Annotated in this window: 16 protein-coding genes; 5 read left to right on the top strand and 11 right to left on the bottom strand. The window is 69.5% G+C overall.

The features are described from left to right. The first annotated feature begins 123 nt into the window (after positions 1-123). The 3 genes from CP978_RS18280 to CP978_RS18270 are packed head-to-tail and all read left to right on the top strand — an operon-like array spanning position 124 to position 3035. Positions 124-552, top strand: coding sequence for a hypothetical protein (locus tag CP978_RS18280; protein WP_043442343.1), 429 nt, complete (start codon positions 124-126; stop codon positions 550-552). A gap of 9 nt (positions 553-561) precedes the next feature. Further along, positions 562-2400, top strand: a complete 1839-nt coding sequence (locus CP978_RS18275) for an alpha/beta hydrolase (protein WP_043442340.1) — start codon at positions 562-564, stop codon at positions 2398-2400. Between the two features lie 11 nt (positions 2401-2411). Continuing rightward, a complete protein-coding gene (locus tag CP978_RS18270) occupies positions 2412-3035 on the top strand; it encodes a hypothetical protein (RefSeq protein ID WP_227745408.1) in 624 nt (207 codons plus the stop codon). Positions 3036-3173: 138 nt separating this feature from the next. Here CP978_RS18270 and CP978_RS18265 read toward each other — a convergent pair whose 3' ends face one another. The 3 genes from CP978_RS18265 to CP978_RS18255 form a co-directional block, all read right to left on the bottom strand. Further along, positions 3174-3704, bottom strand: a complete 531-nt coding sequence (locus tag CP978_RS18265) for a YbjN domain-containing protein (protein WP_043442334.1) — start codon at positions 3702-3704, stop codon at positions 3174-3176. Between the two features lie 385 nt (positions 3705-4089). Continuing rightward, entirely contained in the window at positions 4090-6717 is a 2628-nt protein-coding gene (clpB, locus tag CP978_RS18260; protein WP_043448892.1) for an ATP-dependent chaperone ClpB, read from the bottom strand. A gap of 412 nt (positions 6718-7129) precedes the next feature. After that, a complete protein-coding gene (locus CP978_RS18255; RefSeq protein WP_043442330.1) occupies positions 7130-7465 on the bottom strand; it encodes a Rieske (2Fe-2S) protein in 336 nt (111 codons plus the stop codon). A 338-nt stretch (positions 7466-7803) separates the two neighbouring features. On the opposite strand from CP978_RS18255, the gene CP978_RS18245 reads away from it, so the two are divergent. Continuing rightward, entirely contained in the window at positions 7804-8799 is a 996-nt protein-coding gene (locus CP978_RS18245) for a helix-turn-helix domain-containing protein (RefSeq protein ID WP_167748012.1), read from the top strand. Between the two features lie 52 nt (positions 8800-8851). Here the strand turns inward: CP978_RS18245 and CP978_RS18240 are convergent, their stop codons facing one another. From CP978_RS18240 to CP978_RS18205, 8 genes are all read right to left on the bottom strand, one after another. Continuing rightward, positions 8852-9889, bottom strand: coding sequence for a helix-turn-helix transcriptional regulator (locus tag CP978_RS18240; RefSeq protein WP_043442325.1), 1038 nt, complete (start codon positions 9887-9889; stop codon positions 8852-8854). Positions 9890-10211: 322 nt separating this feature from the next. Next, entirely contained in the window at positions 10212-11318 is a 1107-nt protein-coding gene (locus tag CP978_RS18235; RefSeq protein WP_043442323.1) for a sugar ABC transporter substrate-binding protein, read from the bottom strand. Positions 11319-11863: 545 nt separating this feature from the next. Next, positions 11864-12316 (bottom strand): heat shock protein transcriptional repressor HspR, encoded by a 453-nt coding sequence (locus CP978_RS18230; protein ID WP_043442321.1) that lies wholly within the window; start codon positions 12314-12316, stop codon positions 11864-11866. 4 nt (positions 12317-12320) lie between these two features. Next, positions 12321-13496: a molecular chaperone DnaJ gene (gene dnaJ, locus CP978_RS18225; protein ID WP_043442318.1), complete on the bottom strand. Its 1176-nt coding sequence runs from the start codon at positions 13494-13496 to the stop codon at positions 12321-12323. 72 nt (positions 13497-13568) lie between these two features. Then, positions 13569-14213, bottom strand: coding sequence for a nucleotide exchange factor GrpE (grpE, locus tag CP978_RS18220; RefSeq protein WP_043442315.1), 645 nt, complete (start codon positions 14211-14213; stop codon positions 13569-13571). Next, positions 14210-16045, bottom strand: a complete 1836-nt coding sequence (gene dnaK / locus CP978_RS18215; RefSeq protein ID WP_043442313.1) for a molecular chaperone DnaK — start codon at positions 16043-16045, stop codon at positions 14210-14212. The genes grpE and dnaK overlap by 4 nt, the downstream gene beginning before the upstream one ends. Positions 16046-16217: 172 nt before the next feature. Beyond that, entirely contained in the window at positions 16218-16808 is a 591-nt protein-coding gene (locus CP978_RS35265) for an arsenate reductase/protein-tyrosine-phosphatase family protein (protein ID WP_043442309.1), read from the bottom strand. After that, entirely contained in the window at positions 16805-18265 is a 1461-nt protein-coding gene (locus CP978_RS18205; RefSeq protein WP_052454171.1) for a tyrosine-protein kinase domain-containing protein, read from the bottom strand. Before CP978_RS18205 ends, CP978_RS35265 begins: the two co-directional genes overlap by 4 nt. Before the next feature lie 536 nt (positions 18266-18801). Here CP978_RS18205 and CP978_RS18195 point away from each other — a divergent pair. Then, the gene (locus CP978_RS18195) at positions 18802-21069 is read left to right on the top strand and encodes a (Fe-S)-binding protein (RefSeq protein WP_043442306.1); all 2268 of its coding nucleotides are present in this window, start codon (positions 18802-18804) and stop codon (positions 21067-21069) included. Positions 21070-21144 lie beyond the last annotated feature (75 nt).

The following is a 21144-nucleotide window of genomic DNA, read 5'->3' as shown; positions in this document are numbered from 1 at the left end:
CCGGAACGGATGAATCGCGTGGCGAAGGGGTCGTACGGCGCCTCCCGGCAGTGCAGCATTGCGGTCGCACCTGCACAACGGCCCGGCGGTGCACGGCACGACACGGGAGGAGGACCGCTCGGGGTGTGGGAGGAGTGGGAGCAGCTCAAGGCCGCGGCGGCCGGACGACACCGCGCAGGGACGCGGCTCGACCGGCTGCCCGCCGACCAGGGCGGCACCCGTGGCAGCGGCACCGCCGGCAGGCTCAGGTCCGACAGGGAGGCGTGGTCCGCGGCCGGCCGGGACGTCGGCGAGCTGCGGGACGGCATCGGCACGGCGCTGACGAAGCTGGAGCACGGCCAGACGGGGCTCGACAAGGGGCCCCGGTGTCTGACGGCGGTGGCCCAGAAGGGCGTGTACGACTCCTGGGAACGCCGGGTGAAGGACATCGGCGAGCTGTGCGACGGGCTCGTCGGCGTGCTGGAGAAGACGGGCGAGGGCCAGCTGAGGACCGACGAAGCCGTCAGGGCCGAGGTCGCCAGGCTGATCGGCACTTCCGGCAAGGGCCGGTGATCCGGAGGCATGGACCTCGAGACGCTCAAGTCCGTCGCCCCGTCCGGGTACGCGGACGCAGCCGACGGGTATCGCGCGGTGAGCGACATGGCCGACGCGGCCAAGGACCGCGTCGACCGGCAGATCGCCGCGTCCCTGCGGAAGGCCGAGAAGGGCGAGGCGGCCGACGCGGCGCTGAAGCAACTGCGCAGGCTGTCGGAGAACTTCCACTACACCCAGGTCGAGTGCGGCTTGATCAGCGGAGCGCTCAACGGTTTCTCGTCCGAGATCACCGCCCCGAGACGCCGCCTGCTGGAGGCACTGGACGACGCGAAGGCGTTGTCGTACAGCGTGGACGCGGACGGCGGTGTCGGGTACCCCGCCGGCGGCGAGAACGAGGCGACCGGTGGCGAGCTCCCCGGGGGGACCGTCCAGGGCAACACGGGCCGGTACACCCCCGGACTCGGCCCCGACGCCTCCGGGCTGCACAGCCCCAACCCGCACCGCGCGAAGGCCCAGGACATCGCCGACCGCATCGCCCACGCCGTGCAGGAGGCCACAGAGACCGACGTCCGGTACAGCAGAGCGCTGGCGCGACTCCGGGCGGCCCCGGGGCTCAGAGTCGGCATCGGTACCTGGGCCGACGTGGCGTCCGACGTCCAAGCCGTCAGCTCGGCCGCCAGCAGGTATCTCCAGGACCACATCCCCCTGGACAAGACACCCGCCGACCGCAAGCAGTGGTGGGACGGCCTCAGCGCGGAGCAGCGCGACGAGTACAAGCGCGCGTTCCCGGAGCTCATCGGCAACCTGGACGGCATCCCCTCCGCGATCCGCGACGAGGTCAACCGCGAGAACCTGGACATTCTGATCGGCAAGCTCTCGGGTGAAGACGACACCAGGGCCAAGGCGCAGTTGGACGCTCTCCAGAGCATCCGACAGCAGCTGCAGGAAAATGCCGCAAAGCAACTGGTGGACCCGAAAGAGCCGCCCATGTATCTGCTGGGGATCGGCGACGAAGGGCTCGGTCGGGCCATCGTCTCTTTTGGGAACCCTGACACATCGAAGAACGTGTCGGCATATGTTCCGGGTCTCGGTACTGCCCTGGACACGGATTTCGCCAGGAACGATGTGAAGCGCGCCTATGACACTGCGGTCGACGCCCGGGACAAGGATCCGTCCAGCGCGTCCATCGTGTGGCTGGGCTACGACGCACCACAGCTCTCCGCTTCCCTGGCCCCCGCTGCATTGTTGTCCGACACCGATGTGATGTCGGCACATGACGCGGAGAAGGGCGCGCCGGCGTACAACTCGTTCATGGGCGGGCTCGCCGCCACGAACGACACCGAGGACCCGCACCTGGTCGCGATCGGGCACTCCTACGGCTCCCGTCTGGTGGGGGCGGCGGCACAACAGCCAGGAGGCATCCCCGGGGCCGATGACATCATCCTTCTCGGGAGCCCCGGCGTCGGCGTCGACAAGGCGGATGACCTGGGGGTCGGCAAGGACCACGTGTTTGTCGGCGCGGCTGAGAACGACCCTGTCAGCCACCTGCCGTCGAGGAAGGAAGCCGTGGCCGGCACCGTCGGCTTCCTGGGCGGCGGTCCGGTCGGGGCGTACTTCTTCGGGGACCTCGCGGATCAAGGCGATGACGACGTCTGGTTCGGCAAGGACCCGGCCAGCGAGGCGTTCGGTGCCAGACGATTCAAGGTGCTCGACGGCCCGATGGCGGTGATCGCCGGGCAGGGGCCTACTCCGGCACATTCCAATTATTTCAATCCGGCCAGGGACAAGGATCCTGTGTCCGCCGCAAATATCGCGGCCATCGTCGCGGGCCGTTCCGACCTCGTGACCTGGGATGAGCATCGATGAAAATCCGTGTCGTGACCCTTGTGACGTCAACTCTCGTCGTATCTGGCTGCGGCTTCATCGGCGACGGTGGCGGAAGCGAGGGAAAGAAGGCGGACGCGTCGAAGGAGACCACCATGAACATGCGGGAGGCGGCGGATCACGCAGAGGGCATCATCGATGCGACCCTCAAGGCGATCAACCCGCCGGTCGTGGCCATGCGGGGGCCGTCGAGCGACTCGAGCTGCACCGACCTCAGGAACGATGGCACCGGTACTGGGGCGGTAACCCGTCGACGCTATGTAATGACCATTATCTCGACCGAGCGGCGTGGCAGCTTCCTCGGTGTCGTCGAGCGCTACTGGAAGAACGAGGGTTACCAGATCAAGTCGGTGCGCAATAGCGCCGACATGCCGGCGATCTTCATGACCGCACCAGACGGTTTCCAGGTCAGTCTGGAGTTCGGGTACAAGGGCCAGGCGGGATTCCACGTGGCTTCCCCGTGTGTCACCGAGTCGAAGGTCACCGAAGCCCCCAGGAAGCCCCTTGAGCCGGGCTCCCCGGAATCCAAGGGGCTCCCCTACATTCACTCCGACTTCTGGTCGGCACGTACCCCCATCCCCTCAGCCTCGCCGAGGACATCGGCGGGTGAAGGGTGATCCAGGACAGCCGACTCCTCACCGGCACGACGAGAGCCCGGCCCCGGTGCGCCGCCGCGTGGCTGGCGTCCTGGCCGGGCTCTTTCGGTCCATGGGGGCGTACGCGTGGTGCCGGCCCGGTCGCCCCTCCAGCCGGGTCTACTCTTCGTCGTCCTCGGGCTTGTCCGCGTCCGCGTCGTCGACGTCCTCCGCGAGGCCGAGCTGCTCGACGAGCCACCGGTCGAACTCGATGGCGGCCCGCACCCAGCTGACGGTCGACGAGACGAAGTGCTCCAGGCTGACGCCCGTGCCGATCAGCATCTGCGCCTCACCGATGAGGCGGACGGTGCCGTCGTCGTGCGTGTGGCTGTACACCTTGGGCCACAGCGTGCGCCGGTTCCAGTCGTCGATGGACTCCAGCAGCTGCGGCTTCTCGTCGATCTTGTGCGGCCGGTCGTAGAACGTCCGCACCGAGAAGACCTGCTGGTCGCCCTCGCCGCGGAACATGAAGTACGTACGGAACTGCTCCCACGGCGCGACGAGGTCACCCTCTTCGTCGACGAGGTGCTTGAGCTCCATCTGGTCCAGGAGCTGCTTCACGAGGTCCTGATCCGGAACCACAGGGCCTGCCGGCGGCTGCTGCTCGGGCTGGCCCCCGAAATTCGGAATCGAGGACGGGTCGATGCTCACCGTGTTCTTCCCTTCGTACGGATTCCGCCATCCTCCCCCATCCGGGGAGGGGGCTGGCAACCCCGGACGGGCGTGTCCGCCGGAGGCTGACACGATCCCTACGGTGCGCGCCGCCCCCTGAACGGCGGTGGGCCGTATACGCGCACAGACCGCTTCTCCCCCCTCGCTGACCGTGTGCGATGTCCGAAAACGCGTCGCCAGGGGGCCGTTCCCCTTCAGGACCTGTTCACGGTGAATTCATGGCGGCCACGGCGAGGGGAGCGGGGCCAGGCCCGGCACGTCCGGGGGGTGCGAGAGCGGTCGTGCAGCCGCCCTCGCACCCCTCCGCCCGATGCCTCGCCGCCCGATGCCTCGCCGCCCGATGCCTACGCGGCCCGGACCCCGGTCACAGCGTCTTGGCCGGTACCGGGCCCACGATCAGCCCGCCGCCCTGGGGGTGGTCCGGGTCGGCCGGGGCCGGGAAGGTGTCCACCCGGACCGTGTCCCCGTCCTTGATCTCCCCGGCCAGGATCTGCTTGGCCAGCCGGTCGCCGATGGCGGTCTGGACCAGGCGGCGCAGCGGGCGGGCGCCGTACGCCGGGTCGTTGCCCTCGTCCGCGAGCCAGGTCAGCGCCTCCGGCGTGATCTCCAGGGTCAGCCGCCGCTCGGCCAGCCGCCGGGCCAGGCTGTCGATCTGGAGCTGTGCGATCCGGGCCAGCTCCTCCTTGGTCAGCGCCGAGAAGACCACCAGGTCGTCCAGCCGGTTGAGGAACTCCGGCTTGAAGGAGGCCCGGACCACCTCCAGGACCTGCTCCTTCTTCTCCTCCTCGCCCGCCACCGGGTCGACCAGGAACTGGCTGCCCAGGTTCGAGGTCAGCACCAGGATCGTGTTGCGGAAGTCGACCGTGCGGCCCTGCCCGTCCGTCAGCCGGCCGTCGTCCAGCACCTGGAGCAGGATGTCGAAGACCTCCGGGTGGGCCTTCTCGACCTCGTCAAGGAGCACCACGCTGTACGGGCGGCGGCGGACCGCCTCGGTCAGCTGGCCGCCCTCCTCGTAGCCGATGTATCCGGGCGGGGCACCGACCAGCCGGGCGACGCTGTGCTTCTCGCTGTACTCCGACATGTCGATGCGGACCATCGCCCGCTCGTCGTCGAAGAGGAAGTCGGCGAGCGCCTTGGCGAGTTCGGTCTTGCCCACGCCGGTGGGGCCGAGGAAGAGGAACGAGCCGGTCGGACGGTCCGGGTCGGCGATCCCGGCCCGGCTGCGGCGCACCGCGTCCGACACCGCGCGCACCGCCTCGCTCTGGCCGATGAGCCGCCGGCCGATCTCCTCCTCCATGCGCAGCAGCTTCCGCGTCTCGCCCTCCAGCAGGCGTCCGGCGGGGATGCCGGTCCAGGAGGCGACCACGTCCGCGATGTCGTCGGAGCCGACCTCGTCCTTCACCATGGTGTCCTTGGACGCCTCCTCCTCGGCCTCGGAGGCGGCCTCCATCTCCTTCTCCACGGTCGGGATCTCGCCGTACAGCAGCTTGGAGGCGGTGTCGAAGTCGCCGTCGCGCTGGGCGCGCTCGGCCTGGCCGCGCAGCTCGTCGAGCCGCTCCTTCAGCTCACCGACGCGGTTGAGGGACTGCTTCTCCTTCTCCCAGCGGGCGGTCAGACCGCGCAGCTCCTCCTCCTTGTCGGCGAGGTCGCGGCGCAGCTTCTCCAGCCGCTGCCTGGAGGCCTGGTCGGTCTCCTTGCTCAGCGCCAGCTCCTCCATGCGGAGCCGGTCGACGGCACGCTGGAGCTCGTCGATCTCCACCGGGGAGGAGTCGATCTCCATGCGCAGCCGCGACGCCGACTCGTCGACCAGGTCGATGGCCTTGTCGGGCAGGAAGCGGGAGGTGATGTACCGGTCGGAGAGGGTGGCCGCGGCGACCAGTGCGCTGTCCGCGATCTGCACCTTGTGGTGGGCCTCGTAGCGGCCCTTGAGCCCGCGCAGGATGGCGATGGTGTCCTCGACGGTCGGCTCGGCGACCAGCACCTGCTGGAAGCGCCGCTCCAGCGCCGGGTCCTTCTCGATCCGCTCGCGGTATTCGTCGAGGGTCGTGGCACCGACCATGCGCAGCTCACCGCGGGCCAGCATCGGCTTGAGCATATTGCCGGCGTCCATGGCGGAGTCGCCGCCGGCTCCGGCGCCCACGACGGTGTGCAGTTCGTCGATGAAGGTGATGATCCGGCCGTCGGAGTCCTTGATCTCGGCGAGGACGGTCTTCAGCCGCTCCTCGAACTCGCCGCGGTACTTCGCGCCCGCGACCATGGCGCCCAGGTCGAGCGCGACCAGCCGCTTGTCCCTGAGGGACTCCGGCACATCGCCCTTCACGATCCGCTGGGCGAGCCCCTCCACGACGGCGGTCTTGCCGACGCCGGGCTCGCCGATGAGCACCGGGTTGTTCTTCGTGCGGCGGGACAGCACCTGCACCACGCGGCGGATCTCCTGGTCCCGGCCGATGACCGGGTCCAGCTTGCCGTCGCGCGCGGCGGCGGTGAGATCGGTGCCGAACTTCTCGAGCGCCTTGTACTGGCCCTCGGGATCCGGGGTCGTCACCCGGCGTCCTCCCCTGGTCTTCTGGAACGCGTCCTGCAACTTCCTGGCGTTCGCTCCCTGACGGGAGAGTACGTCGCCGGCGGCGCCGCCCTTCTCCGCGATGCCGATGAGCAGGTGTTCGGTGGAAAGGTAGTCGTCCCCGAGGTCCTTGGCGCGCTTGGTCGCGTCGGCGATCACGGCGAGCAGCTCGCGGTCGGGCTGGGGCGGTGCGACGGTCGACCCGGTCACGCTGGGCAGCCCCGCGAGCACCCGCTCGGCACCGGACCGCACGGCGACCTGGTCGGCGTCCACGGCGGCCAGCAGATCGACGATGTTCTCGTTGTCCTGCCCCTCGAGCAGCGCGAGGAGCAGATGGGCGGGGGTGAGGTCGGGGTGCCCCTCCGACACGGCCCGGCTGCCGGCCGCGTTGATCGCGTCCCGGCTCCTGTTGGTCAGCTCGGCATCCACGTTCGCCTTCTCCTCCTTGCTCGGCCGCACTCAGCTGTCAGCTTGCACTCTGACGGCAGCAACGTACACAAAGTTGAGTCTATTCCACTCAAGGCACGGCCAGGAGGGGAAGGAGCCAGGAATGAAGGAATGCCAGGGAAGGCGACACCGGCGGGACCCCGAAGGCGGGGGCGCAAGGAGTGGGACACGAGGGGCAGGGCGCGGGGAAAGGCGCCGCCGGGCGGCCCGCCACGGGCGGCATGGACGGGAGCGCTCCCATAGGGCGCCGGACGGGCTGGTTTCAGCCACCGTGAAACCCGGGCGATAGAGCGACATGTACCGCAAAAACTACAGCGGCGTCACCGTGTTCAGGTCACGGTGACGCCGCTGCGGGGGGAAGCACCTGAGCGATCTTTACGACGGGGGAATCGCGTCAGGCACTGCGGGGGGTGGCTGTCATGGTCCGTATTTCCGGACCGCCGGTCTCGGCCAGCCGATGGTCGCGCCGGTCGAGGTTCACAAAGATCATTCCGTACCGGATGGCGCACCGTACAGGCTGCGGCGCCCCCCGAGGCCGCCGCAGCAGCCGGTACGCCCGTACATCCTCGTCGTCGTCCCGGGTCACCACCACGGGCTCCCCGAACACGGTCACCATCAACGAGTCACCGTTGTGCGGGATGGCCGTCACCAGGTCGATGAAGTGCCAGCCCGAGCGGTAGGCGGTGGCCATTTCACGTCGGAAGGAGCGGTCGTCCGGAGGCATCGTCATCGGTCAGCCCCACGTGCTGTCGTCTGCCCTAGCAGGAGCAGCAGATGCAGCACCGCCGCTGATCACAACGTCATTGGCAATCGCTCCCCAGGTACTGTCCGCCGGAGCGTCGCCCTTCTCTTCCGAGAGGCCAGTCAGTGCACCGATGGCCATAACGGCGGAGAAGGCGACAACAAGAACCGAGCGAAGCATTCTCTTGCGCATAGTCGGCTTCGTCCTCACTTGAAGGTCCCCTCTTCCCCCGTCGAACAAGACGATGGCTCATTCAGGCACGTCATGGCCACACGGTCGATGCATCATGTTCCTGCATGTTCAGGAGCCTGGGGGGTGGAGATTTCATGGCGAATCCAACCAAAGCATCACATCCCCATGCGATGACCGAGCTGTGCGAGGAAGGCAGCCGTCTATACGCCCATGCCCTGCGCACGGGACGTATCGCCCGCGCGGACGTGGAACCCGTCCCCTGCCTGATGGAGTTCGCCCTGCTCCATCCCGATCCGGACGACGCGAACTGGCTCCGGCCCATCCCCCCGTCGGTCGCCCTGGCCCACCGGCTCAATCCCCTCGAACGCGAGATCGCCGAGCGCAGGCGCGTGTCGGTCGAGCTGGCGGAGGCCTTCGAGCCGTTCATGGCACTGAGTGCCCAGGTGTCGACGCCGACGCACTCCATCACGGTCCTGGAGGGCCTGGAGAGGATCAACACAGCGCTGGATCAGGCCACCTCCGAGTGCCGGTCGGAGATGCTCACCGTGCAGCCCAGCAGCCGCCGGCTGGAGCACACGCTCCTGCAGGGACTGGAGCGCGACCGTCCGCTGATCGAGCGCGGGGTGCGCATCCGCACGCTCTATCAGCACACGGCCCGCTACAGCCCCGAGACCCTCGGGTACGTGGCCCAGTTCACCGACGGCAAGGCCGAGTACCGCACCATCGACGAACTGGTGGAGCGCCTGATCATCTGCGACGAGACGGTCGCGTTCATCCCCACGCGGGACGACCGCCAGGTCGCCCTGGAACTCCGCCATCAGGGGCTCGTCCGCTATCTGATCAAGGTCTTCGAGTTCATGTGGTCCCGCGCGGTGCCGCTCAGCACCGGAGCCCCCTACGAGGCCGCCCCCGACGGCATCACGGAGATCCAGCACTCGATCGCCAAGCTTCTCGTCGAGGGCCATGTCGACGAGGCCATAGCGCGCCGCCTGGGCATGAACGTACGCACCTGCCGGGCCCATATCGCCAAGCTCGCCAGCGCCCTCGGCAGCGGCAGCCGGGCCCAACTCGGCTATCTCATCGCACAGTCCGGCATCCTGGACCAGGAGGACCAGGACCCTCAGGTGTGAGGCGGCGGGGTCCGCCCCCACCCGCGGCGGGCCCCGGTGCGGCTCCGCCGGTTCACAGGCCGGCCGGGGCCTCCGGGACACCGGGCGCCACGGCCGGGAGGAGCCCGGGCGAGCCCGTGGGCCCGTCCAGGCCCGCCTGGGCGATACGGACGCCCAACTGGGTCCGGCTCGCCGCTCCCAGGGTCTCTGAGAGCCGGGCGATGTGCGCGCGGCAGGTACGGACACTGATGCCCAGGCGTTCGGCGACCGCCGCGTCCTGATGGCCCTCCGCGAGCAGCGCCGCGATCGAGCGCTCCCGGTGGGTGATGCCGTCGATGCCCGTGTCCGGGAGCGGTGAGGTGAGCGGGATCCCCAGGCGCCAGAAGCGCTCGAACACGGTCACCAGATAGTCCACCACCGCCGGATGGCGCAGCTCCAGCGCGAGGGTGCGGTCGGCGTTCGCCGGGATGAAGGCGACCACGCGGTCGAAGACGATCAGACGCTCGGGCACCTCGTCGAGGGTGCGCGCCTCGGCCGCGTCGCCCATCAGCTCCATGTAGGTGTGCAGGCCCTGGCCGTGCCGGGCGACATGGGTGTACAGATCCCGCATGCGCACCCCCCGGCGGCGCATCTCCAGCGCCCTGTGCAGCCCCTCGGAGAGTTCTTCCTCGCGGCGGATACCGCCCGGCTGCACGGTCAGCACCTCGGTCCGGCACCGCTCCGTCGCCTCGTCCATCGCGGCGTGGATCCGCGGCAGTCCGTCCAGGACACGGATCGCCACGCCCTCCACAAGACCCTGCTCACGGCCGCCGAGCGCGGCGTACCACTCGACCGCGGCGACCGCCGCCCCGACCCGTGCCTGGCTCGCCCCGACCTCTTCGTGCACCCCGCGCAGCAACCGTGTCATGACCTCCTGCGGGGAGGTCGGCACCAGCCAGTCCATGTCGTCGGGGTCCGGGTGCAGCAGCGCGAGTTCCAGCAGGCAGGGCGCCGACGCGGCGTCGGCGCGGGGCACTCGGCCCCGGCGCACGGCCCGGGAGTACACACGGTTGCCGACCTCGCAGAGCCGGTCAGCGCCGTGCGGATGCGCGTCCGTCCCGTGCCCGGCCATCTTCCACCTCTGGATCCGACTCCTGGCTCCGGCGTGCTGAACGATGCAGCTCCACCAGCGACGTTCATGCGTGGGGGTGTGGAAGCAGGCCGTCCGTACCGCGTCCACACGCCTTCGCAGCGCAACTATGCGCGGAGCCGCCCGCCTCCGCAACACGGCTCCGTCGCCTCGACGCCCATGAATCGCCTGGAATTTCCCGGATCCTCCCGGGCGCGGGAACGGGAATCCGCGGCCGCCCGGGAACACGACGGCGGGCGGGCATCATCGCCCGCCCGCCGCACCTGTCGTCCTCACCTCGGGCCCAACGGCCCGGGGTGGTGCGCTACTTCAGACCGAGGGCGTCGCACGCCGCCTTGTGCTTCGGGGTGCAGATCTCCTTGACGGTGTAGATGCCGTCCTGGATCACCGTGTCCACGATGTTGGCCCGGGTGAGCGCGACCACCGGCACCAGCATCGCCGGAATGCCCTTGGTCGTCGGGCTGTCGACCTTGGCGCGGGTCAGCGCGTCGAACTCGATGGAACGGCCCTGGACCTTGGCGACCGCCATCTCCGCGGCGCTGTTCGCCTCCTCCGGGTACGACTTGTAGACGCTCATGTACTGCTCGTCCAGGACGATGCGCTGCACCGCGTCCAGATCCGCGTCCTGCCCGGTCACCGGCGGGATCTTGGTGGCGCCCGCCTGCTTGAGCGCGTCGATGACGGCACCGGCCATGCCGTCGTTCGCGGAGTAGACCCCGGCGATGCCGCTCAGGCCCACGGAGCGGATCGCCTCGGACATGTTCGCCTCGGCGTTCGCCGGCTTCCAGTCCTTGGTGTCGAAGGTCTTGACGATGTTCACCTTGCCGTCGAGCTCGGCGAGCGCGCCCGCCTTGAACTGCGCCGCGTTGGGGTCGGTGAGCGAGCCGTTCATCATGACGATCTTGCTGTTCGGGGCCTGGTCGCCGAGCGCCTCGAGAAGGGCGCGGCCCTGCACCTGACCGACCAGCTCGTTGTCGAAGGAGATGTACGCGTCGATCGGGCCCTGGGCGAGCCGGTCGTAGGCGATGACCGGGATGCCCGCGTTCTTGGCCTTCTGCACCCCCGGCGCGATGGCCTTGGCGTCGACCGCGTCGAGCAGCAGCACATCCACCTTGTCGTTGATCATCCGGTCGAGCTGCTGGCTCTGCTTGGCCGCGTCCGCGTCCGCGTTGGCGTAGACGACCTTGCCCTGGTTGCCGGTGAGGTTGAGCACCTGCTTCTTGATGATGGGGTAGTCGAACTTGTCGTACCGCGGGTTCTCCTTCTCCGGAAGGAGAAGTCCCACTGTGATGTCGTTCCCCTTCTTCGGCGCCGCGGAGCTGCTGCCGCCGCCGACTCCGTCGATGACGCCGCATGCGGCGAGCGAGACGGCCGACACCGAGGCGGCCAGGGCTATGGAAGTACGACGCACAGCAGTCCTACGGGGGGTACGAGCGTTCACATCAGGTGCCTTCCGGGCGAGGGAGCAGCATTGCGACCCAGGTGGCTGAAAGCCAACGCGGCAACCGCATGCAGCGTCAAGGAGTACCGGTTAACGAGATGGCAACAGCATCTGCGTGGAAGTCAGGTGAAGACCGGGAGAGTCTAGTGCGACGGTCCTCCCGAAACCTCCGCGAGGCGAAGATTCCGCTGACCACCTGGGCAGATACGGTAATTGACGTTCGGTCAACGACCCACATACACAGCGTGTTTGACTCAACGGTTCCCGCGTGATTCACGTCACATCACACCGCATCGCCCGCACCCTCAAAGGGCGTTCCTCGTGAACGCCGTTTTTCGGTCACATCCCGGAAGAGGGAGAAGGGGGAGAAGACGGACCCGGTCAGGCGGGTCCCCGGCCGGCCCGGGACGGCCCCGGCGCGGTCCCGCGGCCGGTCCGCCGGGGCGTGCCCGGACAACGAAGAGGGGGCCGGGACGCCTCTCGGCTCCCGGCCCCCTCTCCCTCACACATGAGGGTCAGTCCGACTGCTGCTGCCGCTTCGGCCGCCACACCACCAGCGCACTGGTCTGCTGGACCTCCTGGTACGGCACCAGGTCGCGACGGTAGGAGGCATGCACCGCGGCCTCGCGCTGACGCATCGCCGCCGCCGCGCCGTCCAGCGCGTCCTCCAGCTCCGCGATGCGGGCCTGGAGCGCGGCGACCTGGTTCTCCAGCTCGATGATGCGCTTGATACCGGCCAGGTTGATGCCCTCGTCCTGCGACAACTGCTGCACCTGACGGAGCAGTTCGATGTCGCGGGCCGAATAGCGGCGGCCCCGGCCGGCCGTACGGTCCGGCGAGACCAGCCCCAGGCGGTCGTACTGGCGCAGCGTCTGCGGGTGCAGTCCGGAGAGCTGGGCCGCCACCGAGATGACGTAGACCGGGGTCTCCTCGGTCAGTTCGTACGGGTTGCGTCGACGGCCGTCCATCTCCTCATGCTCCCTTCGCCGCCTGGAACAGCTCCGCCCGCGGGTCCTCACCCGCGGTCGCCTCGCGATACGCCTCCAGCGCGTCACGAGCCTTCCCCGACAGGTCCCTGGGAACACTCACCTCGACGGTGACCAGCAGATCGCCGCGGGTGCCGTCCTTGCGGACCGCGCCCTTGCCGCGGGCCCGCATGGTGCGCCCGTTGGGCGTGCCCGGGGGAAGCTTCAGCGTCACCGGGGACCCCCCGAGGGTGGGAACCCGGACCTCGGCACCGAGCGCCGCCTCCGCGAACGTCACGGGCACGGTCACGGTCAGGTTGTCGCCCTTGCGGCCGAACACGGGGTGCGTGTCCACATGCACGACGACATAGAGGTCGCCGGCCGGGCCGCCCCGCTCGCCGGGCGCGCCCTTGCCGCGCAGCCGGATCCGCTGCCCGCCCGTGACGCCCGCCGGGATGCGGACCTGCATCGTCCGGGACGACTTCGCCCGGCCGCTGCCCTTGCAGACCTCACAGGGGTCCTCCGCGATCAGACCGCGGCCCTTGCAGTCCGGGCAGGGGTCGGTCAGGGAGAAACCGCCGCCCGAGCCGCGCGACACCTGCCCGGTGCCGACGCAGGTCGGGCACACCCGCGGCGTGCCGTTCTTGTCGCCGGTGCCCGAGCAGGCCTTGCAGGCGGCCTGCGAGGACATCCGCAGCGGCACGGTCGCGCCGTCCACCGCTTCCATGAAACTCAGCGTGACCTCGGACTCGACGTCCTGGCCGCGCCTCGGCTGGGTGCGCGTCCCCGCGCCGCCGCCACGGTTGAACAGGCCCCCGAAGACGTCACCGAGACCACCGCCGCCGCCGAAGTTCCCCCCGGCGCCGCCCTGGCCGCCGAAGAGATCGCCGAGGTCGAAGTTGAACGAACCGCCGCCCGCCCCGGGCCCCGGCCGGAATCCGCCGTTGCCGAAGAGGGCGCGCGCCTCGTCGTACTCCTTGCGCTTCTTGGGGTCGCCGAGGACGTCGTTCGCCTCGGAGATCTCCTTGAAGCGCTCCTCCGCCTTGGCGTTGCCCTTGTTGGCGTCCGGGTGGAACTCGCGGGCGAGCTTCCGGTACGCCTTCTTGATCTCGGCCTCGGTGGCGTCCTTGGGGACGCCGAGGACCTTGTAGAAGTCCTTCTCGATGAAGTCCTTGGTGCTCATCCCCGACGTCCCTCCTTCCGTCCAGCGTCGGTTTCCGCGGGGGGTCCGGTGCGGACCCCCGCGGCGATCACGTCAGCCCTCGTCCGGGCCACCGCTCTCCTTGTCCTCGCCCGTCTCGGCCGTCTCCTCGGCCTTGACCGTCTGCGCACCGGGCTGCGGCTCGGCGACAGCCACCCGCGCGGGGCGGATGATGCGTTCGCCGAAGCGATACCCGGGCTGCAGAATCGCCACGCACGTCGTCTCCGTGACGTCCGGCGCGTACGAGTGCATCAGGGCCTCGTGCACCGTCGGGTCGAAGGGCTCGCCCTCCTTGCCGTACTGCTGGAGGCCCATCTTGCCCGCGACGGCCTCCACCGACTCCGCGACGGACTTGAATCCGCCGACGAGTTCACCGTGCTCCCGTGCACGGCCGATGTCGTCGAGCACGGGCAGCAGCTCGCCCAGGAGGTTCGCAATGGCGATCTCCTTGACCGCGATCCGGTCCCGCTCGACCCGGCGACGGTAGTTCTGGTACTCGGCCTGGAGGCGCTGGAGGTCCGCCGTGCGCTCACCGAGCGCCGTACGGGCCTGGTCCAGCTGGGCGACCAGAGCTGCGGTCCCTGCGTCCGTGTCCCCCGCCGGGGCCTTCGCCTCCTCCGGGGAGGGGGCGGCGGCCTGCGGCTCGGCGTCATCAGGGGTGGCGCCGGAGGAGACGTCGGGTTTCTCCTCCTCCGTCACGCCGCACCGTCCTTACGGTCCTCGTCGACGATCTCGGCGTCGACGACGTCGTCGTCCGCCTTCGGCTGACCGGCACCCGCTCCGGCGGCACCGGCGGCCTGCGCGTCCGCGTACATGGCCTGGCCCAGCTTCTGCGAGACCGCGGCGACCTTCTCCGTGGCGACCCGGATCTCGTTGGTGTCCTCGCCCTTGAGCTTCTCCTTCAGCTCGCCGACGGCACCCTCGACCTCGGTCTTGATCTCGCCCGGGACCTTGTCCTCGTTGTCCTTGAGGAACTTCTCCGTCTGGTAGACGAGCTGCTCGCCCTGGTTGCGGACCTCGGCGGCCTCCCGGCGGCGGTGGTCCTCCTCCGCGTACTGCTCGGCCTCCTGGCGCATCCGCTCGACCTCGTCCCTCGGCAGCGAGGAGCCGCCGGTGACGGTCATCTTCTGCTCCTTGCCGGTGCCGAGGTCCTTCGCCGTGACATGCATGATGCCGTTGGCGTCGATGTCGAAGGAGACCTCGATCTGCGGGACGCCACGCGGCGCCGGCGGCAGACCGGTCAGCTCGAACATCCCGAGCTTCTTGTTGTACGCCGCGATCTCGCGCTCGCCCTGGTAGACCTGGATCTGCACCGACGGCTGGTTGTCCTCGGCCGTGGTGAAGATCTCGGACCGCTTGGTCGGGATCGTGGTGTTGCGCTCGATGAGCTTGGTCATGATGCCGCCCTTGGTCTCGATGCCGAGGGACAGCGGGGTCACGTCGAGGAGCAGGACGTCCTTGACCTCACCCTTGAGGACACCGGCCTGGAGCGAGGCGCCGATGGCGACGACCTCGTCCGGGTTGACGCCCTTGTTGGCCTCCTTGCCGCCGGTCAGCTCCTTGACGAGCTCGGCGACGGCGGGCATACGGGTCGAGCCACCCACCAGGACGATGTGGTCCACGTCGTCGACGGAGACGCCGGCGTCCTTGATGACGTTGTAGAACGGCGTCTTGCAGCGCTCCAGCAGATCGGCCGTCAGCTGCTGGAACTGCGCCCGGGTGAGCTTCTCGTCCAGGTGCAGCGGGCCCTCGGCGGAGGCGGTGATGTAGGGCAGGTTGATCGAGGTCTCGGAGGACGAGGACAGCTCGATCTTGGCCTTCTCGGCGGCCTCGCGGAGGCGCTGGATGGCCATCTTGTCCTTGCTGAGGTCCACGCCGTGACCCGCCTGGAACTGCTTGACCAGGTAGTCGACGACGCGCTGGTCCCAGTCGTCACCACCGAGGTGGTTGTCACCGTTGGTGGCCTTCACCTCGACGACGCCGTCACCGATCTCCAGCAGGGACACGTCGAAGGTGCCGCCGCCGAGGTCGAAGACGAGAATGGTCTGGTCGTCCTTGTCGAGGCCGTAGGCCAGGGCGGCCGCGGTGGGCTCGTTGACGATGCGCAGGACGTTGAGGCCCGCGATCTCACCGGCCTCCTTGGTGGCCTGGCGCTCCGAGTCGTTGAAGTACGCCGGGACGGTGATGACCGCGTCGGTCACCTTCTCGCCCAGGTACGCCTCGGCGTCCCGCTTCAGCTTCTGCAGGATGAACGCGGAGATCTGCTGCGGGTTGAAGTCCTTGCCGTCGAGCCCGATCTTCCAGTCGGTGCCCATGTGACGCTTCACGGACCGGATGGTCCGGTCCACGTTGGTGACCGCCTGACGCTTGGCCACCTCGCCGACGAGCACCTCACCGTTCTTGGCGAAGGCGACGACGGACGGCGTGGTCCTGGCGCCCTCTGCGTTGGTGATGACGGTGGGCTCACCGCCCTCCAGAACGCTGACGACGGAGTTAGTCGTGCCCAGGTCGATGCCGACCGCACGTGCCATTTCGATTCCTCCAGCTGACTTGAGCGGAACAGGCTCAAGGATGCACGAGGCATCGGCGCGGCGTCAACAGAGCTGAGTCAGTCAGACTCAACTTTTATCCGACGGCGCACAGCAACCGGGCACCTACACCGGGTGGCGGCACGGGAAACCGGGCCCGCGGGCCGCACCACCCTCATCCCCGCACGCCACCACCGCCCAGCAGCAGGGCGAGCCGGCGCACCGCCCGGTCGATGTCCTGGGCGCACTCGTCCAGCACCTCATGGGGCCGGTCCCAGGGGTCCGTGACCTCGTCCTCGGCCGCCGGGACCGGGAGGACGGCGCCCCGGCGGGCCGCCGCGGCCGCCACCACCGGGCCGAGGCCGGTCGCGCCTCGCGCCGCGCCCTCTTCCGGCACACGGTCCTGGGCCTCGTCGGTCCCGTCCGTCGCCAGACGCACGAACTCCTTCAGGGTGAAGCAGCGCCGCATCGCCGAGGGCGCGAGCCGCACGGCGGCCTCCCGGTGCTCACGTGCGAGCCCGAGCACCAGGGCCGCGTCCGCGACCAGCGGAGCGGTGAGCCGGCGGGCCGTGAAGCCGGAGCCGTCCCCGCCCAGCCGCTCCAGCACCGCCCTGGCCGCGGGGTCCATGCCGGGACGGGGCCGCGCCCGGGTGCCGGCGCTCTCCGGCAGCACGGCCGCACCGGGCGCGAGCCGCACCGCCAGCAGCCGCTCGGCGAGCACCGAGCGGTACACATTGCCCGTGCAGACGAACAGGATCCGGGTCACTTCTCGCCCGCGCGCCGTGCCCCCATGGACACGGCGGCCCCCTGCCGCGGCGCCGCCGCCCGGGGGGCCGGCAGCTCCCCGTAGCGGCCGTAGGCACCGTAGCGGTCGCCCTTGGGGATCGGGGCCATGTTGAAGACGGTGCCGAGGACCCGGACGCCGACCCGGTCCAGCGATTCCGCGGCGGTGCGGATCTGGTCCCGGCGGGTCCGCGCGGCACGGACGACCAGCAACGCGCCCTGGGCCAGGGAGGCGAGCCCGACGGTGTCCGCGACCGGCAGCAGCGGCGCGCTGTCGACGATCACCACCTCGAAGGTGTCCGCCAGTTCGCGCAGCACCTCCTCCATCCGGGCCGAGGCGAGCAGCTCCGTGGGGTTCGGCGGTACGGCACCGCTGGCGAGCACCGAGAGCCGGCCGCCCGCCTGCTGCATCACGTCCTCGGTCCTGGCCTGCCCGATGAGCACCGTGGTCAGACCGGCGTCCTGGACCAGCCCGAAGGTCCGGGCCACGCACGGGCGACGCAGATCGCCGTCCACCAGACAGGTGGAGACGCCCGCCTCGGAGAGCGAGAGGGCCAGGTTCACCGCGGTGTTGGTCTTGCCCTCCCCGGGCACCGAACTCGTCACCACGATGATCCGGGGCGGATCGTCGACCTGGGAGAACTGCAGATTGGTGCGCAGCTTGCGGAAGGCCTCGGCGCGCTTGGAGTGCACATCGGCCGTGACGAGCGGGTTCCTGGGGGCGCTGCGGTCGTAGGGGATGGCGCCGAGGCCGGGCAGCTCGGTGAACCGGCCCAGCGCCTCGGTGGTCTTGAGCGTGGTGTCGAGGGTCTCGCGCAGCGCCACGAACCCGGCCCCGAGCAGCAGACCGCCGAGCACCCCCACGCCCAGGTTCAGCATCGGACGGGGGGAGACCGGGGTGGCGGGGGCGGTGGCCTCCTGGGTGATGCCCAGGGAGACGGGGGAGGTGGCGCTCTCGGTCCGCCGGTTCTTCCCCTGCCGCTGCGGGCCCGGTGTGCGCTTGGGCGTCTCCAGCCGCTCCACCACCGCACTGAACCGCTTCGCCACGGCGTTCGCGGTGCTCGCGGCCCGCCGGGGCGCGGTGTCCCGGACGGTGATGTCGATGAGCACGGTGTTCAGCGGGGCGACGGCGCTGATCCGGGACGCCAGTTCCTCCGGTGTGGTGTGCAGCCGCAGCTGCTTCACCACGGGCTCGGTCACCTGACGTGTCGTCACGATCTCCGCGTACGACTGCACTCGGGCCTGCGAGAAGCTCTGCCCCTGATTCAGCTGGGCGGTGTCGTCGCCGGTGCGGGTGGCGACGAAGAGCTGGGCCCTGGCCTCGTAGACAGGGGTGCTCAGGTTCGTCGCGGCCAGCGCCGCGCCGACCGCGAGAACCAGACAGAGCAGGACGATCGGCCAACGTCTGGCGAGGGCCTTCAGGAAACCGTGGAGATCCAAGACGCACCCCTCATGGGACCGAGGGAACCACCCGAAACGGGACATTGTGTTCCCTATGCACGGAGCAGAAGATAGGGACTCGTGGGCACCAAGCGGGGGAGCCACCCCCTGTCGGCCCGTCGCACGCCCCTGGGCCGGGGGCCGCGTCAGGGCGCCGAGGGTCGCCGTCCGGCGCACGGCGGGTGGCGGCTGCCGGGCCGGGACGCGGGGCCTGCCGTACGGCCGCGAGACCGCACCCGGGGCGGTGTCGAACGGCGTCGCGGACCGTCCCGGCACGCATCGGGCCCTGATCACCGGTAAGTTCTGGCCCAGGGTGGTCCGCATCCGTTCACGCCCGGCGGTCCGGTTCGCCCGGGCCGGCACGGGACCGGGGCACCCCGGGGCACAGCGACGCAGATCACCGCGCGCTCCCCTACAGTGCGGCGGCACTAGTGGGTAGTCTCAGACGAACCACATAAGTTACCGATTAGTAATCACTCCTCCGGAGTACAGAGGCTGTACGCCGGAGGCACCCCTCGCAGGCCCGAGGAGCCCCCATGCAACTGGTCGCGATCATCGTGTCGCTGGTCCTGACCGTGGTCGGCGTCGCGCTGCTCGCACGCGCCATCGGTCAGTTCGTCCGGTACTTCAAGCTCGGCCAGCCCGTCCCCGCGGGCAGCCGCACCGACAACCCCTACCAGCGCAGCGTGACCCTGGTCAGGGAGTTCCTCGGCCATACGCGCATGAACCGATGGGGCGTGGTGGGCATCGCCCACTGGTTCGTGGCCATCGGCTTTCTGACCCTGCCGCCGACCATCGTCAACGCCTACGGTCAGCTCTTCCGGGCCGACTGGACGCTGCCGGTCCTCGGCGGCTTCCTGCCGTACGAGCTCTACATCGAGTTCATCGGCACCATGACGACGCTGGGCATCATCACGCTGATGGTCATCCGGCTGCTGAGCCTGCCGTCCCGGCCCGGCCGCAAGTCCCGGTTCACGGGCTCGAAGATGGGACAGGCGTACTTCGTCGAGTACGTCATCCTGGTCATCGGCCTGGCGATCATGGTGCTGCGGGGCCTCGAGGGCGCGCTGCACCATGTGGACCACTACCAGGCCGCGTACTTCGCCTCGTACCCGCTGGTCCTGGCGTTCAAGGGGCTCGGCCTCACCACCCTGCAGAACCTCACCTATCTGTTCGCCATGATCAAGCTCGGCACCACCATGATCTGGATGATCACGGTGAGCCTGAACACCAACATGGGCGTGGCCTGGCACCGGTTCCTGGCCTTCCCGAACATCTGGTTCAAGCGGAACGCCGACGGCGGGACGGCGCTCGGCGCGCTCCAGCCCATGACCTCGGGCGGCAAGCCGATCGACTTCGAGGACCCGGGCGAGGACGACGTCTTCGGGGTCTCCCAGGTCGAGCAGTTCTCCTGGAAGGGCCTGCTGGACTTCTCCACCTGCACCGAGTGCGGTCGCTGCCAGTCGCAGTGCCCGGCCTGGAACACCGGGAAGCCGCTCTCCCCGAAGCTGCTGATCATGTCGCTGCGCGACCATGCGCACGCCAAGGCGCCCTATCTGCTGGCCGGCGGCGGCATGTCGGCGGAGGGCGAGGAGAAGGCGTCCGCCGAGCAGCTGGCGGAGGTGCCCGCGTCCGCCCTGGCCGAGGCCGGGCGGCCGCTGATCGGCACGGCCGAGGAGAACGGCGTCATCGACCCGGACGTGCTGTGGTCCTGCACCACCTGCGGCGCCTGTGTCGAGCAGTGCCCGGTGGACATCGAGCACATCGACCACATCGTCGACATGCGCCGCTACCAGGTGATGATCGAGTCCGCGTTCCCGTCCGAGGCGGGCACCATGCTCAAGAACCTGGAGAAGAAGGGCAACCCCTGGGGCCTGGCCAAGAAGCAGCGCCTGGAGTGGACCAAGGAGCTCGACTTCGAGGTGCCGGTCGTGGGCCGGGACATCGAGGACCTCACCGAGGTCGAGTACCTCTACTGGGTCGGCTGCGCCGGTGCGCTGGAGGACCGTGCGAAGAAGACCACCAAGGCGTTCGCCGAGCTGCTGCACATCGCGGGCGTGAAGTTCGCGATCATGGGCGGGGACGAGAAGTGCACCGGTGACTCCGCCCGCCGACTGGGCAACGAGCCCCTGTTCCAGGAGCTCGGCATGGAGAACGTCGCCGCGCTGAACATGGCCTTCGGCGAGGACGACGACGACCCGTCCACGAAGAAGCCGAAGTCGGCGAAGAAGATCGTCGCCACCTGCCCGCACTGCCTGAACACGCTCGGCAACGAGTATCCGCAGCTCGGCGGCGACTACGAGGTCATCCACCACACCCAGCTGCTCCAGCACCTGGTCGACGAGGGCAAGCTGGTCCCGGTCACCCCGGTCGAGGGCATCATCACCTACCACGACCCCTGCTACCTGGGCCGCCACAACAAGATCTACACGCCGCCGCGCGAGATCATCGGCAAGGTCCCGGGCCTCAGGAACGAGGAGATGCACCGCCACAAGGAACGCGGCTTCTGCTGCGGCGCCGGCGGCGCCCGGATGTGGATGGAGGAGCGGATCGGCAAGCGCATCAACAACGAGCGCGTGGACGAGGCGCTGTCGCTGAACCCCGACATCGTCTCCACCGCCTGCCCGTTCTGCCTGGTCATGCTCACCGACTCGGTCAACGGCAAGAAGAACGAGGGCAAGGCCAAGGAATCGATCCAGGTCGTCGACGTCGCCCAGCTGCTGCTCGACTCCGTCCGGACCCCGGTCGACCCGGCCGGTGCGGCGGAGACCGAGAGCGAGCCCGAACCGGAGCCGGTTAAGTAGCGGGCCTCGATCGCATCTGAAGGGGCCGGATCGCGGAGCGCGATCCGGCCCCTTCGGCCGTCCCGCGCCATGTAC

Source organism: Streptomyces nodosus, assembly GCF_008704995.1.
Taxonomy (GTDB): domain Bacteria; phylum Actinomycetota; class Actinomycetes; order Streptomycetales; family Streptomycetaceae; genus Streptomyces; species Streptomyces nodosus.
The sequence above is the reverse complement of the archived record's forward strand: the minus strand, read 5'-3'. Positions and strand labels throughout refer to the sequence as shown.

Bases quoted from the DNA above. Each gene is read 5' to 3' on its own strand.
- CP978_RS18275 (WP_043442340.1), top strand. From the start codon at position 562: ATGGACCTCGAGACGCTCAAGTCCGTCGCCCCGTCCGGGTACGCGGAC.
- CP978_RS18255 (WP_043442330.1), bottom strand. From the start codon at position 7,465: ATGACGATGCCTCCGGACGACCGCTCCTTCCGACGTGAAATGGCCACC.
- CP978_RS18245 (WP_167748012.1), top strand. From the start codon at position 7,804: ATGGCGAATCCAACCAAAGCATCACATCCCCATGCGATGACCGAGCTG.
- CP978_RS18240 (WP_043442325.1), bottom strand. From the start codon at position 9,889: ATGGCCGGGCACGGGACGGACGCGCATCCGCACGGCGCTGACCGGCTC.
- CP978_RS18230 (WP_043442321.1), bottom strand. From the start codon at position 12,316: ATGGACGGCCGTCGACGCAACCCGTACGAACTGACCGAGGAGACCCCG.
- dnaJ (WP_043442318.1), bottom strand. From the start codon at position 13,496: ATGAGCACCAAGGACTTCATCGAGAAGGACTTCTACAAGGTCCTCGGC.
- dnaK (WP_043442313.1), bottom strand. From the start codon at position 16,045: ATGGCACGTGCGGTCGGCATCGACCTGGGCACGACTAACTCCGTCGTC.
- CP978_RS18195 (WP_043442306.1), top strand. From the start codon at position 18,802: ATGCAACTGGTCGCGATCATCGTGTCGCTGGTCCTGACCGTGGTCGGC.